This window comes from Actinoplanes oblitus (assembly GCF_030252345.1).
Lineage (GTDB): Bacteria > Actinomycetota > Actinomycetes > Mycobacteriales > Micromonosporaceae > Actinoplanes > Actinoplanes oblitus.
Genome location: NZ_CP126980.1, coordinates 9,606,580 through 9,621,054, shown reverse-complemented (window position 1 = coordinate 9,621,054; position 14,475 = coordinate 9,606,580). Strand labels below are relative to the sequence as shown.

Below are 14,475 nucleotides of genomic sequence, written 5' to 3'. Positions count from 1 at the left end.
CCTTCATCGGTTGCGGTGCCGGTAGTGGTCGGCCACCAATCCGGCGGCGCACGCCAGCGTGATCAGCCCGCAGCCGACGCTGACGGCAGTTGCCCCGATCGTCGAGGCGGCACCGTTGACCGTGAGGCTGATGATCAGTAGGAGCCACAGTGCCGGGCGCAGCCGTCCCGCACGCGACGGGTCGGACGAGGCGGCGGGTGCATCGGTGGAGTGGTAGCGGTTCGTCATGACTTCACGCTAGGAAGGCGGGCGTCCCGAGACGATCCCGCCACCGCGACGATCAGAGGTAGCGCCTGCTGTACTGCCCGGCGTGCCGAGGCGGCCTAATGTTTCGCACGGGAGGTGGTATGCGGCGGCGGCACGTCGAGCGGGTGCGTATCGCGGTCGACGCGCTGGAGCATCTCGTCGGTGGGCTCGGTACCTCGATTCTGGCCATCGCGGGGCTGTTCTGGCTGTTCGTCGTCGTGGTTCTGAGCCTGGTCGGGGTGGGGCTGCCGCTGATTCCCGGCGCGTTGCGGACAGTGCGCTCGATCGCCGACCGGGAACGGGGCCGCCTGGCCCGCTGGGGCCCCGGCATCGTCGGTCCGGCTCCGATGCCGGACCGGGCACCGGCCGCCCTGCGGGATCCGGCGGTCCGGCGTGAGCTGGCCTGGTTGCCGGTGCACGCGTTCTTCGGCTTCGCGGTGGGACTGTTCGGGCTGTCACTGCCGCTGTCCGCACTCCAGGATCTGACGTTCCCGCTCTGGTATCGCCTGGTGCCACCGGGCGAGGGTGCGCCCGGCATTCCCTTCTGGAACGTCGATACCCTGGCCGAGGCGGTCGGTGTGGCGCTGATCGGGGCGGGCTGGGTGGTCGTGTCGCTCGTCGCCGGTGGCCGGCTGGCGCGGGCCCAGGCATGGCCGGGCCGCCGTTTGCTGGGTCCGGTTCCCGGCGCGGATCTGGGCCTGCGCGTCGCGGAGTTGACGGCGACCCGAGCCGCGGCGCTCGACGCACACGCCGCCGAGCTGCGACGGATCGAGCGCTCCCTGCACGACGGCACGCAGAACCGGCTGGTCGCCGTCACCGTGCTGCTCGGTGCGGCTCGCCGGGCGTTCGCCCGCGACCCGGCGGTCGGCGCGGAGCTGCTGGATCGGGCCCAGCAGGCCGCCGAGCAGGCTCTCGGCGACCTTCGTACGGTGGTCCGCAGCATCCTCCCGCCGGTGCTCGACGACCGGGGGCTGGCCGGAGCGCTCGACGGCCTCGTCGCGGACTGCGCCCTGCCGTGCCGGCTCGCCGTCGAGCTGCCGGTCCGGTGTGCGGTGTCGGTCGAGGCCACCGCCTACTTCGTGGTGGCCGAGGCACTGACGAACGCGGTGAAGCACAGCGGCGCGACGGGCGCGACCGTCTCCGTGCGCATCGACGGCGACAAGCTGGTGATCGGGGTCGGCGACGACGGCGTGGGCGGGGCCGACGAGAGTGCCGGGTCCGGGCTGGCCGGCATCCGGCGCCGGGTGGAGGCGCACGACGGGCGGTTCACCCTGACGAGCCCACCGGGTGGGCCGACGATGATGGACGTGGAGCTGCCATGCGGATCGTGATCGCCGAGGATGACGCCCTGCTGCGGGAAGGCCTCGCACTGTTGTTACGGGCCGAAGGGCTGGACGTGGTGGCCGCCACCGGCACGCCCGCGGAGTTCCTCGCGGCGGTGGACGAGCACGAGCCGGACGTCGCGATCGTCGACGTGCGGATGCCACCCACGCACACCGACGAAGGCATCGTGGCCGCCCGCGAGGCCCGCGGTCGTCGTCCCGGCCTCGCGGTTCTCGTCCTCTCCGCATACGTGGAGCAGGCCTTCGCCACCGAACTGCTGGGCGGAGGTGCCGAGCGGCTCGGATATCTGCTCAAGGAGCGCGTCGGCCGGGTCGAGGAGTTCCTCGGCGCGCTGCATCGGGTGGCTGCCGGTGGCACGGCGATAGACCCCGAGGTGGTGCGGCAGTTGCTGGCCCGGGGCCGCCCCGACGCCGCGCTCGCCAGGCTCACCCCACGGGAACGCGAGGTTCTTTCCCTGATGGCCGAGGGGCTCGGCAACACCGCCATCGCGGAACGCCTGTTCGTGACCGACGGCGCGGTGCACAAGAACATCCGCGGCATCTTCGCCAAGCTGGGTCTCGCCCCCACCGACCGGGCCGACCGCCGGGTCACCGCGGTGCTGCGCTATCTCGACGGCACCGCCCGACGGTAGCGCCTGCTGTACTCGTGATCGGGCGGCCAGCGGGATGGGAGCCGGCCGCCGATCTCCATAGCGTTCTCCGTGTGCGCACCGACGTCACGACACACGGAGGCAACAGCATGACGGTCCATCTTGACCAGCGAAGTCGCGCAGCGGTCCGGGTCGAGAAGCTTACCCGTACGTACCGTGGCGGCTCCGCGGCGGTGACCGCCCTGGCCGGCGTCGACGCCACGTTCGGCAGCGGCACGTTCGTGGCGGTGATGGGCCCGTCCGGATCCGGCAAGAGCACGCTGCTCCAGTGTGCCGCGGGCCTCGACCGGCCCAGCGACGGTCAGGTCTGGATCGGCGACATCGAGATCTCCCGGATGAGCGAGACCCGGCGCACCGAGCTGCGGCGGGACCGGATCGGCTTCGTCTTCCAGGCGTTCAACCTGATCGGCGCGCTCTCCGTGGCGGAGAACATCGTGCTCCCGCTGCGACTCGCCGGCGCACACCCCGACCCGGCCTGGCTCGCCTACGTGGTCGAGCGGGTCGGACTGGCCGAGCGACTGCGTCACCGGCCCGCGGAGCTGTCCGGTGGCCAGCAGCAGCGAGTGGCGATCGCCCGGGCGCTGGCCGCCCGGCCCGACGTGATCTTCTGCGACGAACCCACCGGCGCACTCGACAGCAACACCGCGGCGCAGGTGCTCGCCCTGCTGCGGGCGGTGGTCGACGAGCACGGGCAGACGGTGGTGATGGTCACCCACGACCCGGTCGCCGCCTCGTACGCCGATCGCGTCCTGGTCCTCGCGGACGGCCGGATCGTGTCCGACACACCACAGCTCGGCGTGGCCCGCATCGTCGAGCAGCTGACCGCGCTGGACCGCCGGGGAGCCATCCGATGATCAGGCTTGCCCTGCGGATGCTGCGGCACCGCCCCGGATCCGCACTGGCCACCTTCCTCGCCCTCACCGTCGGCGCGACGATCCTCGCCTCGATGGCCGTGCTCGTCGAGTCCGGCCTGCTCCACCGGCCGGAGCCGCGGCGTTATGCCGCGGCCGACCTGGTAGTGGCCCGTCCCGAACTGACCTTGACCAGCAGGGACTTCGACGGGAGCAGGCTGACCAGCCGGGTGGCTCTGCCCGAGGGCGGCACGCTCGCCGCCGGCTTGGCGCAGCGCCTGCAACGGGTGCCGGGCGTGTCAGCAGCCGTCGCCGACCGCACCATTCCGCTGCTCACCGCGGCCGGTCCGGTCATCGGCCACGGGTGGGGCAGTGCCGCGCTCGCGCCGTACCGCATCGCCGCCGGCAAGCCGCCGGGGCGGGATGACGAGGTCGTCCTCGACGCCGGCACCGCCGCGGGCTCACCGCCGGGCGCCCGTACCCATCTGGTGATCGGTGGTGTCGCCGCCAGCTACCGGATCAGCGGCATCGTGGAGACCGAGACGGCACAGGTGTTCTTCACCGAACGCCGGGCAGCGGCGCTCGCCCCGCGCCGGGACCGTGTCGATGCCATCGGCATCATGCTGGCGCCCGGGGCCGACCACGCCGCAGTCGACCGGCTGGCCGCCGAAGCCGGCGCCGAGGTGTACGCGGGCGCCGCCCGCGGCCGGCTCGAACGCACCGACGACACGGCAGCCGCCGGCCTGCTGGTGCGGATCGGCGGCTCGTTCGGCGGTTACGTCGTGCTGCTGGTGGTCTTCGTGGTCGCCGGCACGGTGGGCCTCTCCGTCCGCCACCGACGCCGCGACTTCGCCCTGCTGCGCGCCATCGCCGCCACGCCGGCCCAGGTCCGCCGGATGGTGATGACCGAAGCGGCGCTGATCGGCGCCGGCGGTGCCACGCTCGGTGTGCCGGCCGGCCTGCTCGCGTCCCGCTGGGTGCGGGATGAACTGACCACGCGGGGCCTCCTGCCGGACGGCTTCCCGCCGGCGCCCGGTTTCCTGTCGGCGGCGGCCGTCACCCTGACCACGATCCTGACCGCCGTTCTGGCGGCGCTGCTCGCGGCGCGCCGGGTCACCGCGATCCGCCCGGTCGAGGCTCTCGGGGAGGTCGCCGTCGAGCCGGGCGGTAGCGGCCGGGTGCGGCTGATCAGCGGTCTGATCGCACTGGCCGGCGCGGTGGGTTCCAGCACCGTCACGGTCGGCACCGGCGGCCAGGTCGCCCTCACCGGTGCGATCGGCATGCTCTACCTGTACGTCACGGCGGTGGCACTGCTGGCCCCCTGGATCAACCGGGTGGCGACCCGGATGCTCCAGCCGCTGTGGCCGCGGATCTGGGGTGCCGGAGGACACCTGGCCGTCGCGAATCTGAGGGCCAACGCCGGTGGAACGGCCACCGTGCTGACCGGGCTCGTGCTCGCGGTCGGCTTCGGCGGCTCGGTCTGGTTCCTTCAGGACAACATCGAGCGCAGCGCACTCGTCCAGGCCCGGGACGGCCTGCTCGCCCCCTGGGTGCTGAGCTCACCGGCCGGGCTCGCGCCCACCACGGCGGCGAAGGCCCGCGAGCTGCCCGGCGTGCGGTCGGCCACCGCGGTCCGGCGTACGTCAGTTGTCGTCAAGGTCTTCGGCGGAGACGCCGAGACGGTGTCGGCGCTGGCCGTGGACGACGTGTCCGCCTTCGATCTCGCAGTCGGCGACGGCGACCTGGCGGACCTGCACGGCCGGGCGATGGCCGTCTCCGGGGTACGCGCGGCGAGTCAGGGCTGGGACCTGGGCGAGCAGGTGTCACTGTGGCTGGGTGACGGCACCCCGGTCACGCTGCGGGTGGCCGCGATCTACGGCCGCGGGCTCGGCTTCGGTGACATCGTGCTGCCGCACGACGTGGTCACCGGCCACACCGCCCGTGATACCGACGACGAGGTGCTCGTGAGGCTCGCTCCCGGTGCCGTCCCGGATCCACGCCTCGCCACCCTCGGCCCGGCGGCCACGCTGGCCGGCACCGACCGGCGCGGCGGCCGGCTCGCCACCGACCTCGCCCTCACCGCGTGGCTCAACAAACTGCTCGTCGGTGTGATGGCCGGCTACGCCGTCCTGGCGGTGGCCAACACCATGGTGATGGCCGCACTGGCCCGGCACCGCGAACTGGCCCTGCTGCGGATCGTCGGGGTGACACACCGGCAGGCCCGCCGGATGGTGCACGCCGAACAGGCCGGTCTGCTCGGCGTGGCTCTGGTGATCGGCGGGACCGTCGCCGCACTCACCCTCGTCGCTGTGGTCCGCGCGCTGACCGGCAACCTCATCCCGTACGTGCCCCCGCTGGGACTGGTCACGGTGGTCGGCGGTACCGCGCTGCTGGCGCTGACCACCACGATCCTGCCGATCGGCCGCCTGCTGCGTACGCCGCCGCTGGAGCACCTCGGCGTCAAGGAGTGAGCTCGGGGCGGGACGCGTTCCGCCGGCTTGACCTTGTGGCCACGGCAAGGATCACCCTGGGAGACATGTTGTCGATCAAAGACTTCAGCGAGATGGCGCACCTCTCCGCGCAGACGCTGCGGTACTACCACGCCGAGGGGCTGCTCGTACCGGCCCGGACCGACGAGCGGACCGGCTACCGCTCGTACACCTTCGCCCAGATCGAGGAGGCCATGCTGATCACGGTTCTCCGGCAGGCCGGGCTCGGCGTCAAGCAGGTCAGGAGCGCGCTCGGCGAACCGGACGTGGCATCCGCTCTGCTGCGCGAGCACACCGCTCGGATCCGGCGGCAGCGCGAGGAACAGGACGAGGCCATCCGGACCGCCCGGGACCTCTTGGCGGCACCGCCGGAGCCGTCTCTGCGTCGGGTGCCGGCGATGACCGTGGTGTCCAAGCCGGCGCCGGTCACCCCGCTCGGGCGTGACCGGCAGGAGTGGGACCGGACCGAGGCGGTCCTGGAAGCCGCCGCCGAGGACCTGATCGAGGCGGTGGAGTCGTGCGGCGCGACGCCGGTGGGTCCGCCCTGGCGGGTGCTCGCCCCCGGCGCCGCGCTCGCCGGTGAGGGGCCGTTCTGGCTGGTGCGGATCGCGGTCGCGGGCAACGCGGCGACGGTGCCGGCCCTGCCCTCGGACGCCGAGGTGCTGGAGTGCGGCCCCGGCGAGGAACTGTTCATCGCGATGCCGGGTCGCAACTCCATGGCGAAGTACTGCACAGCTGTCGGCCGGTTGCTCGCCCATCCGATCGACGGGGCCTTTCCGGACGTCGCGCGGCTGCGTCATACGGTCCGCGACGGCGGCGTCGAGTTCAGCGCGCCGATCCGCCGTGCCGGTTGACAGCGGCCGCACACCACGGCGCCGTGGTACCGCGGTACCACGGCGGAGGGCACCGTGGTCGGATGGCCGGAGGCCGTGGCGTCCGTAGCGTCGTTCCCGTGATCGAAGTGCGTGAACTGACCAAGACCTACGGCGCTGTCGCCGCGGTCGAGAACGTGTCGTTTCGACTGGAGCCGGGTGTCATCAATGGGTTCATCGGCCCGAACGGCGCGGGCAAGTCCACGACGATGCGCATGATGGTGGGGCTGGACCGGCCGACGTCCGGCCAGTGCCTGATCGACGGCCGGCCGTATCAGGATCTGGACGCGCCGTTGCGGTCGGTCGGTGCGCTGCTCGATGTGGAGGCGATCCATCCGGGCCGCAGCGGGCGCGACCACCTGCGGGTCCTGGCCCGTACGCACGGCATCGCCGCCCGCCGCGCGGACGAGCTGCTCGAGATGGTCGGGCTGGGCGACGTGGGCGGGCGGCGCGTGGGCGGGTACTCGCTGGGCATGCGTCAGCGGCTGGGCCTGGCCGCGGCCCTGCTGGGCGATCCGGCGGCGTTGCTGCTCGACGAGCCGGCGAACGGCATGGACCCGGACGGGATCATCTGGATCCGGTCACTCCTGCGGTCGCTGGCCCGGGAAGGACGTGCGGTACTGGTCTCCAGCCACCTGATGGGCGAGCTGGCGCAGACCGCCGACCGGCTCATCGTGCTCGGCCGGGGACGGGTTCTCGCGGATGCCCCGGTCGCCGAGTTGATCTCGCGTAACGCGACGAGGACGGTGCACACCCGTACCGACCGGCCGGCGGAACTGGAGAGGTTGCTGCGCGAGCACGGCTCGGCTGTCGCCCGGCGCCCGGACGGCACCCTGGAGGTCACCGGGATGGCCGCCGGGGACGTCGCCGCGCTGGCGCAACGCTCGGGCATCCTGCTGCTGGAGAACGTGACAGTCGCCGCCTCGCTGGAAGACGCGTACCTCGCCCTGACCCAGAACCACGCCCGCCACCTCGCGGAAAGGCTCCCGCAGTGAACACCGACACGGCCGTACGCCCTGATCTGTCGCACCTCTTCGCGGCCGAATGGCTGAAGGTGCGCACGCTGCGCTCCTTCCGGGCCTGCGCTCTGGCCGCGGTGATCCTTGCCGTCGGGGGTGCCGCCCTGGCCGGGGCGGCCTACACCGACTCGGCGTTCGCCGAGGGCCTGACCGCGCGGGATGCCGCTACCGACGTCTTCTCCTGGGCTACGGCCGTCCTGCAGATCCCGGTCCTGGTCCTGGGGGTGCTCGTGCTCGGCTCGGAGTTCAGCGGGGGCGCGATCCGGGTGACGTTCGTGGCCGTGCCGCGCCGGCTCCGGGTGATAGCCGCGAAGGCACTGGTGGTCGCGGCGGCCTCGGCCCTGCTGGCCACCGTGTCGCTGGGGCTGGGGTACGCGGCGGCCGTCCCGCTGCTGAGCCGGGCGAAGTTGGCCGACGTGCCGTTCGGCACAGTACTGAGCCTGCTGGCCGGCCAGATCGGATACTGCGTGCTGGTGGGGCTGTTCGCGTACGCCGTCACGCTGTTGGTGCGCAACACGGCGGCCGGTGTCGGCCTCACGCTGGGTGTCCTCCTACTGCTGAGATTGGTGTTGGCCGTGCTCGACATCTGGGTGCGGTTCGACCTGACCGGCCTGGCGTTCTCCGCCGCCGCGTCGCAGGTGGTGACCGATCCGTTCTCCCGTGCCCTGCCCGTCGTCGTCGCGTGGCTGGCGGTCCCGGCCACGCTCGGCGCCCTCGCCCTGGTTCGCCGGGACGCGTGAGGGATGGAGGCCGGGGCGGGCACGGTACGGGCGTTCTGGACGCGTCATCCCCGGCTGGGTACCGGCTTCGTCGTCGCGTTCTGCTTCCTGACCGGGCTCGGCAGCGACGTGCTGCTGTGGGGTCCCGGCCGGATCGACTGGTGGAACGTGGCGGTCGACGCGGTGGTGGCGCTGTCGCTGATCTGGCGGCGGTCACGGCCGTGGTGGGTGCTGGCGGTGACGGTCGCCGGTGACGCCGCGACCGAAGTCTCCCTGGTGGCGGCGTTCGGGGTGGCGATGTACTCGCTGGCGGCACAGCGGTCGTTGCCGGAGGCGACGGCCGGCACCCTCGGCTCGCTCGCCGTGCTGGGGGCCGAGACGGTGCACCGGTCCGGCCGTGACGGTCTGGGCACCTTCATCTTCTTCTACGGCGTCACAGTGGTGGGCGCGGTGTTGATCGGCTCGACCGTCGCCACCCGCCGCCGGTACGTGCAGGGGCTGCTCGACCGGGCGGCCCGGCTCGCCCGGGAGAAGGAGCAGGAGGGTCTGCTGGCGGCGGCCCGGGAACGCGCCCGGATCGCCCGCGACCTGCACGACATCGTCGCCCACAACCTGACCATCATGGTGCGGCTCGCCGACGGCGCGACAGCGGTCGCCGACACCGACCCGCAGCGCTCCCGCAAGGCCGTGGAGCGCGCCGCGGACCTGGGCCGGGAAGCGATGAAGGACATGCGCCGGCTGCTCGGCGTCCTGCACGACGGCAGCCCCGACGTTTCCGGCGACCTGGAGACCCTGATCGAGACGTTCCGGATCGCCGGCCTGCCGGTCACCCTGCGGCGCCGAGGACCGGACCCCGCCTCACCGGGCCTGCGGCGGGTGGTGTTCCGCATCGTGCAGGAGGCGCTGACCAACGCCTTGCGCTACGCGGATCACCCGACCGAGGTCCTCGCCGACCTCGACTACAGCGCCGACCCGATCCGGATCGCGATCGTCGACGACGGCCGCGGCACCGCACCGGTGCCGTCGGTCGGCAGCGAACAAGGCCTGATCGCGATGCGGGAACGGGCGGCTCTCTACGGCGGCACCGTCGAAGCCGGCCCTCAGCCGGTCGGCTGGGCCGTCCGGGTCAGCCTTCCCCACCAGACCGAGGACACCGATGACTGAGATAACCCTGCTGCTCGTGGACGACCAGGAACTGCTCCGCGAAGGCATGGCCATGGTCCTCGGTACGGCACCCGGCCTGCGCATCGTCGGCGAGGCGGGCGACGGCCGTGCCGGTGCGCTGCTCGCCCGCGACCTGCGTCCCGACGTCGTCTTGATGGACGTCCGCATGCCGATCCTGGACGGTATCGAGGCGACCCGCGACATCGTCGCGAACTGCCCCGGCACCCGCGTACTCATCCTCACCACCTTCGACCTCGACGAGTACGCCTTCAACGGCCTCCGCGCGGGAGCCAGCGGCTTCCTGCTCAAGGACGCCCCGTCCGCCGACCTGGTCAAGGCCGTCCGGACGGTCGCCGGCGGAGAGGCGGTCGTCTCACCTCGGATCACCCGCGCCCTGCTCGACCACTACCAGGGCGGCCGGATCCCCGCCGCCGGCGGTACCAGCCTGCTCGACGACCTGACCAGCCGGGAGCGCGAGGTACTCGTCGCCATCGGCCGGGGGCTCTCCAACGCGGAGATCGCCGGAGAGCTGTTCCTGTCCGAGTCCACGGTCAAGACCCATATCGGCCGAGTCCTGGCCAAACTGGGTGCCCGTGACCGCGTCCAAGCGGTGATCTGGGCACACACCCACGGCCTCGTCTGACTCATCCACCGCGCCGGCAGGTGCCGGCCGGGCATTTCCCTTTCCTACGCGATCAGCGCCTGCGATACCCCATGGGCTGAATCGGTGCGTCGCATCCACCCCTCGGTAGAAAGAAGGACCTGATGAAATCTCGACTCAGCCCCATCCTGATCTGGGGAATCACCGCCGTCACCGGCCTGGTCGCCGCGTTCGTGTTGTGGCTGGGCTGGCCGGCCGGCGCCGCCGAGCTACCCACCGGCACCAGTCAGGTCGAGGTCCAGTTCATCGAGGACGAACTGACGACATCGGCACCCACCGGCCAGAAGGACGGTTGGTTCGGTGGCCTTTCGTCGCCGTGCGACTTCGATTCCTGGTACGTCGAGTACGCCGGCAAAGCCGAGTGCGTGACCATCGGGGAGCGGGCGGGAACCATCACCGTCACCAGCACCGGCAAGCGGATCGAACTGCCCGCTGACGCGCGCAAGAGCATCACCGCGTGGGCCGTCGCTGAGGCGGCGGGCACCCCGCCACCGGCCAGGGCGCTTCTCGTACGCGACGGCGAACCGGTCGGCATCGTGGCCGTCGCCGACCCCGCCACCGCCACGCCCGTCGGCTGACCCACCGGCGCTCGGCGTTCCCCCGGGATCGCTGTGACCTGCCCGGACGTCCGGGCAGGAACGGCTGCCAGGGACTGCCCGTCCCTGGTGGCCGGAGGCGCCCCATGCCAGCGTGCGACGGTACGAAGACGAGAGGATGCGAAGTGTCCGTGAGCTGCCGGCGAAGAACGGCCCGCCTGTTCGATGAGTGACACCTTCGGCCGCCGGCTGCGCGAGCACCGGCACACGGCCGGGCTGACGATGGAGCAACTGGCGGAGCGGTCGGGAGTCAGCGCCCGCGCGATCAGTGACATGGAACGTGAGCGCAGCGTCGCGCCGCAGCGGCGTACCGTCCAGGCGCTGGCCGAGGCGCTGGATCTGGCCGAGACCGAGCGTCCGGGCTTTCTCGCCGCGGCGCGGGCGGGGCGCTCGAAGGGCACGGCCGGCGTACCGGCCGGCTGCTGTGCCCTGCCACGGCCGGTGCCCGACTTCACCGGTCGTGACCGGGAGCTGGCTCGGCTGACCCGGGTGGCGAGCGCGGCTGAGCCGGCGCCGGTGGCCGCGCCGGTGGTGACGGTGTCCGGAACAGCCGGAGTGGGCAAGACGACGCTGGCTGTCCAGGCGGCTCACCTGCTCGGCACGGCGTTCACCGGGGGCACCCTCTTCGTCGATCTGCGGGGGATGGACGCCCGTCCGGCGGGCGCCGGGGAAACACTCGCCCGCCTGCTCAGCGCGCTCGGCGTCCGGGACGACGAGATCCCGGGCGACGAGACCGACCGGGCCGGTACGTACCGGGAGCTGTTGCACCGCCGGCGAGTGCTCGTGGTGTTCGACAACGTCGCGGACGAGTCGCAGATCCGGCCCCTGCTACCCGGTTCCGGACCCGCTCTGACGATCATCACCAGTCGCCGGTTGCTCGCCGGGCTGGAGGGCGTTCACCGGCTCAACCTCACGCAGCTTCCGGCCGGGGACGCGGCGACCCTGCTGCGGCGCATCATCGGCGACCGGGAACCGGACGTGGTCGCCGAGGTGGCCGACCTGTGCGGCCGGTTGCCGCTGGCCCTGCGCATCGCCGGTAACCGGCTGATGAGCCGGCCGCAGTGGACGCTGCGGCATCTGGCCGACCGGCTGTCCGACGAACGCCGTCGGCTCGACCAGCTCATCGCCGGGGACCTGCGGATCGCTGCCGCCTTCAGCCTCTCGTACACCCAGTTGTCCCCACCGGCGCGGCGGTTGTTCCGCCGCTTGTCGCTGGCGCCCGGACCGGATTTCGACGCGCGGCTCGCGGGCACCCTCGATCCGGCGGATCCGGAGGGCATCGAGGACGCCCTCGACGAACTCGTCGAGCTGAGCCTCCTGCAAGCCCATGTCGACGGCCGGTACCGCTTCCACAATCTGATCCGCCTGTTCGCCCGGGAGCGGCTGGCCGAGGAGGAACCGGCAGCCGAGCGCGTCCGGCGGTAGCCGTCACCGCGCCCGCACACGCGGAAGTACTTCTGCGTGCGTTTCCGCGTGTTCCGCGGCGCCCGGCCCGGGTGAGATCGAGTACGGGCGCAGCAGGAGCCGGCCCGGCCGCGACAGGAGAGGCACACATCATGGGGAACTGGAACAACCGGCTCATCGAGTTGGGCATCACGTTGCCGCATGTCGCCACGCCCGTCGGCGGCTACGCGCCGGCGGTGCGCTCCGGCTCGTACGTCTTCACCTCCGGCCAGCTGCCCTTCGTCGGCGGCACGCTGCCGGTCACCGGCAAGGTCGGCGACAGTGTCGACGTCGACCAGGCAGCCGACCTGGCACGCACCGCCGCACTGAACGCCCTCGCGGCGGTGGACGCGCTGGTCGGCATCGAGGCGGTGGTACGCATCGTCAAGGTGACCGGGTTCGTCGCCTCGCTGCCGTCCTTCACCGGTCAGGCCCAGGTCCTCAATGGCGCCTCCACCTTCCTGCACGACGTCTTCGGCCCGGCCGGGATCCATGCCCGCTCCGCCGTCGGCCTGGCGGTGCTGCCACTGGACAGCCCGGTCGAGGTGGAACTCCAGGTGGAGATCGCGGCCTGACCACCCAGCTCCCGTTCACAGTTCTCGCCATCCGCTGAAGGGCTCTGCCATGAAACCCACCATCGTCCTCGTCCACGGCGCGTTCGCCGAGTCGGCCAGCTGGACCGAGGTGACCCAGCGGCTGCTCACCGACGGCTACCGGGTGATCGCCGCACCCAACCCGCTGCGCAGCCTGTCCGGTGACGCCGCCGTCGTCTCCAGCATCCTGGCCACCATCGACGGGCCGGTAGTGCTCGCCGGCCACTCCTACGGCGGTGCGGTCATGTCCAACGCCGCCGTCGGCCATGACCACGTCAAGGCACTCGTGTTCGTCGCCGCCTTCGCACCCGAGGTGGGCGAGAGCATCGGCGAACTGTCCGGCAAGTTCCCCGGCGGAACCCTCGGCGAGACCCTCACCGAGGTGCCCCTGCCGGACGGCACCGTCGACCTGTACATCCGGCAGGACAAGTACCACCGGCAGTTCATCGCCGACGTACCTGCCGAGCGGGCGGCCCTCGACGCCGTCGCGCAGCGCCCGCTGAACACCGCGGCGCTCAACGAGGGGTCCGGCGAGCCGGCCTGGAAGACAGTGCCGTCCTGGTTCGTGTATCCCGAGCTCGACTACAACATCCCGCTGGCGGCGCACCGCTTCATGGCCGAGCGGGCCGGCGCCCGCGAACAGGTGGAACTGCCCGGCGCCTCGCATGCCATCCCCGCCTCCGAGCCCGCCGCGGTCGCCGAAGTCATCCTGCGGGCCGCTGCCGCGATCGTCTGACGTCCCCGGTGCGGTGCCGGTGAGGGGGCGGCGCCGCACCGAGGTCATCCGGAGCGGGATGGAGGCCGTGGCCTGTGGAAACGGGCCACGGCCACACCGGGAGGCCGGCTCCACGAGAGTTACCGGAACGGGCCTCGCGCAGCGGTCCGCGGGCCGAACGAATTCCGGCCCCGGGGCAACATTTATCCGGCCGTCCGAGCGGCCCAAAACCGCCGAGCTGGATCTCGGGAGAATTTCGGGAGGCGGCCGCGAATTTCTGTGCTACTGTTGCCGAGTTGCAGTTTTGATTTCCGTAGACGTTTTCGGCGCCTGATGGATCTTGTGATCCGTCCAGGCGCTTTTCGTTTTTCGTGTCGGTTCCGACGCGGGTGATCAACGCGGCGGCGTGCGAGACCGCGAGGTGCGGTCTCCGACAGCCTGCGAAGGAGCAGACATGACTACAGGTACTGTGAAGTGGTTCAACGGTGACAAGGGCTTCGGCTTCATCGCCCAGGACGGCGGCGGCGCCGACGTGTTCGCCCATTTCTCGGCGATCTCGGCGAGCGGCTTCCGGAGCCTCGACGAGAATCAGCGGGTGGAGTTCGACATCGCCCAGGGCCAGCGCGGCCTGCAGGCGGAAAACATTCGCGCGCTCTGATTCGCGATCTTCGAACGGCGGCCCGACTGGTTCAGCGGGCCGCCGTTCGGCATTCTCCAGCTTTATTTCGGTCCGGTTCATTCTTGCGATGTGTTCGCGGGCCGTTCCCGGAAGGAATCCATGACCACTATTGCCACGGCACCGCGCGTGCCCGGAACCCTCGCCGGAATTCCGCCGTTCGCGCGGCCGGCCGCCGTCATCGCCGGGGACCGGGTGACACCGTTTCTCGCTCCGCCCACCACGGAAGATCACATTCCGGTACGGCATGCGTCGGCCTGTGACGAGAAGGCGATGCACCGGCTGCGCAACCCCTTCACCGTGATGATCGACGCGGCCCTCGAACGAGGGAACCAGCACATCCACGCTGGACGGACCCGAGGGATCACCCCGGGTCACTGATCCGGCCGAGTGGGGCAGCAGCTGCCACTGGCGAGAGCCGGGGGACACTCGAGGTGG

General features: G+C 71.8%; 16 protein-coding genes. 15 read left to right on the top strand and 1 reads right to left on the bottom strand.

Features of this window, described 5'->3' with window-relative positions; translation table 11 throughout:
- Window positions 1-3: 3 nt before the first annotated feature.
- A complete protein-coding gene (locus Actob_RS42990) occupies window positions 4-228 on the bottom strand; it encodes a hypothetical protein (protein ID WP_284917688.1) in 225 nt (74 codons plus the stop codon).
- Window positions 229-347: 119 nt separating this feature from the next.
- On the opposite strand from Actob_RS42990, the gene Actob_RS42985 reads away from it, so the two are divergent.
- The 15 genes from Actob_RS42985 (at window position 348) to Actob_RS42915 (ending at window position 14,418) form a co-directional block, all read left to right on the top strand.
- Entirely contained in the window at window positions 348-1,577 is a 1,230-nt protein-coding gene (locus Actob_RS42985; RefSeq protein ID WP_284917687.1) for a sensor histidine kinase, read from the top strand.
- Entirely contained in the window at window positions 1,565-2,221 is a 657-nt protein-coding gene (locus tag Actob_RS42980; protein WP_284917686.1) for a response regulator transcription factor, read from the top strand. The genes Actob_RS42985 and Actob_RS42980 overlap by 13 nt, the downstream gene beginning before the upstream one ends.
- A 107-nt stretch (window positions 2,222-2,328) precedes the next feature.
- Window positions 2,329-3,093: an ABC transporter ATP-binding protein gene (locus Actob_RS42975; protein ID WP_284917685.1), complete on the top strand. Its 765-nt coding sequence runs from the start codon at window positions 2,329-2,331 to the stop codon at window positions 3,091-3,093.
- Window positions 3,090-5,561: an FtsX-like permease family protein gene (locus Actob_RS42970; RefSeq protein WP_284917684.1), complete on the top strand. Its 2,472-nt coding sequence runs from the start codon at window positions 3,090-3,092 to the stop codon at window positions 5,559-5,561. Before Actob_RS42975 ends, Actob_RS42970 begins: the two co-directional genes overlap by 4 nt.
- A 65-nt stretch (window positions 5,562-5,626) precedes the next feature.
- Window positions 5,627-6,433, top strand: coding sequence for a MerR family transcriptional regulator (locus Actob_RS42965; RefSeq protein ID WP_284917683.1), 807 nt, complete (start codon window positions 5,627-5,629; stop codon window positions 6,431-6,433).
- Window positions 6,434-6,531: 98 nt separating this feature from the next.
- Complete coding sequence (locus Actob_RS42960; RefSeq protein ID WP_284917682.1) at window positions 6,532-7,446, top strand: ATP-binding cassette domain-containing protein; 915 nt, start codon at window positions 6,532-6,534, stop codon at window positions 7,444-7,446.
- Window positions 7,443-8,210 carry an ABC transporter permease gene (locus Actob_RS42955; RefSeq protein WP_284917681.1) on the top strand — a complete coding sequence of 256 codons (768 nt, stop codon included), beginning with the start codon at window positions 7,443-7,445 and terminating at the stop codon, window positions 8,208-8,210. Before Actob_RS42960 ends, Actob_RS42955 begins: the two co-directional genes overlap by 4 nt.
- Before the next feature lie 3 nt (window positions 8,211-8,213).
- Window positions 8,214-9,353, top strand: a complete 1,140-nt coding sequence (locus tag Actob_RS42950) for a sensor histidine kinase (protein WP_284917680.1) — start codon at window positions 8,214-8,216, stop codon at window positions 9,351-9,353.
- Window positions 9,346-9,996, top strand: a complete 651-nt coding sequence (locus tag Actob_RS42945) for a response regulator (protein WP_284917679.1) — start codon at window positions 9,346-9,348, stop codon at window positions 9,994-9,996. The genes Actob_RS42950 and Actob_RS42945 overlap by 8 nt, the downstream gene beginning before the upstream one ends.
- A 122-nt stretch (window positions 9,997-10,118) precedes the next feature.
- Entirely contained in the window at window positions 10,119-10,592 is a 474-nt protein-coding gene (locus Actob_RS42940) for a hypothetical protein (protein WP_284917678.1), read from the top strand.
- 183 nt (window positions 10,593-10,775) lie between these two features.
- Window positions 10,776-12,035: a helix-turn-helix domain-containing protein gene (locus Actob_RS42935; protein WP_284917677.1), complete on the top strand. Its 1,260-nt coding sequence runs from the start codon at window positions 10,776-10,778 to the stop codon at window positions 12,033-12,035.
- A 131-nt stretch (window positions 12,036-12,166) separates the two neighbouring features.
- On the top strand, window positions 12,167-12,628 hold the full coding sequence (locus Actob_RS42930; protein ID WP_284917676.1) for a RidA family protein: 462 nt from the start codon (window positions 12,167-12,169) through the stop codon (window positions 12,626-12,628).
- Between the two features lie 49 nt (window positions 12,629-12,677).
- The gene (locus tag Actob_RS42925) at window positions 12,678-13,382 is read left to right on the top strand and encodes an alpha/beta fold hydrolase (RefSeq protein WP_284917675.1); all 705 of its coding nucleotides are present in this window, start codon (window positions 12,678-12,680) and stop codon (window positions 13,380-13,382) included.
- A gap of 433 nt (window positions 13,383-13,815) precedes the next feature.
- Window positions 13,816-14,019 (top strand): cold-shock protein, encoded by a 204-nt coding sequence (locus tag Actob_RS42920; protein WP_284917674.1) that lies wholly within the window; start codon window positions 13,816-13,818, stop codon window positions 14,017-14,019.
- 90 nt (window positions 14,020-14,109) lie between these two features.
- Window positions 14,110-14,418 carry a hypothetical protein gene (locus Actob_RS42915; RefSeq protein WP_284917673.1) on the top strand — a complete coding sequence of 103 codons (309 nt, stop codon included), beginning with the start codon at window positions 14,110-14,112 and terminating at the stop codon, window positions 14,416-14,418.
- Window positions 14,419-14,475: the final 57 nt, after the last annotated feature.

Coding starts and splice junctions, on each gene's coding strand:
- Actob_RS42980 (WP_284917686.1), top strand. CDS start 1,565: ATGCGGATCGTGATCGCCGAGGATGACGCCCTGCTGCGGGAAGGCCTC.
- Actob_RS42945 (WP_284917679.1), top strand. CDS start 9,346: ATGACTGAGATAACCCTGCTGCTCGTGGACGACCAGGAACTGCTCCGC.
- Actob_RS42950 (WP_284917680.1), top strand. CDS start 8,214: ATGGAGGCCGGGGCGGGCACGGTACGGGCGTTCTGGACGCGTCATCCC.
- Actob_RS42920 (WP_284917674.1), top strand. CDS start 13,816: ATGACTACAGGTACTGTGAAGTGGTTCAACGGTGACAAGGGCTTCGGC.
- Actob_RS42990 (WP_284917688.1), bottom strand. CDS start 228: ATGACGAACCGCTACCACTCCACCGATGCACCCGCCGCCTCGTCCGAC.
- Actob_RS42940 (WP_284917678.1), top strand. CDS start 10,119: ATGAAATCTCGACTCAGCCCCATCCTGATCTGGGGAATCACCGCCGTC.
- Actob_RS42970 (WP_284917684.1), top strand. CDS start 3,090: ATGATCAGGCTTGCCCTGCGGATGCTGCGGCACCGCCCCGGATCCGCA.
- Actob_RS42935 (WP_284917677.1), top strand. CDS start 10,776: ATGAGTGACACCTTCGGCCGCCGGCTGCGCGAGCACCGGCACACGGCC.
- Actob_RS42925 (WP_284917675.1), top strand. CDS start 12,678: ATGAAACCCACCATCGTCCTCGTCCACGGCGCGTTCGCCGAGTCGGCC.
- Actob_RS42965 (WP_284917683.1), top strand. CDS start 5,627: ATGTTGTCGATCAAAGACTTCAGCGAGATGGCGCACCTCTCCGCGCAG.
- Actob_RS42975 (WP_284917685.1), top strand. CDS start 2,329: ATGACGGTCCATCTTGACCAGCGAAGTCGCGCAGCGGTCCGGGTCGAG.
- Actob_RS42985 (WP_284917687.1), top strand. CDS start 348: ATGCGGCGGCGGCACGTCGAGCGGGTGCGTATCGCGGTCGACGCGCTG.
- Actob_RS42930 (WP_284917676.1), top strand. CDS start 12,167: ATGGGGAACTGGAACAACCGGCTCATCGAGTTGGGCATCACGTTGCCG.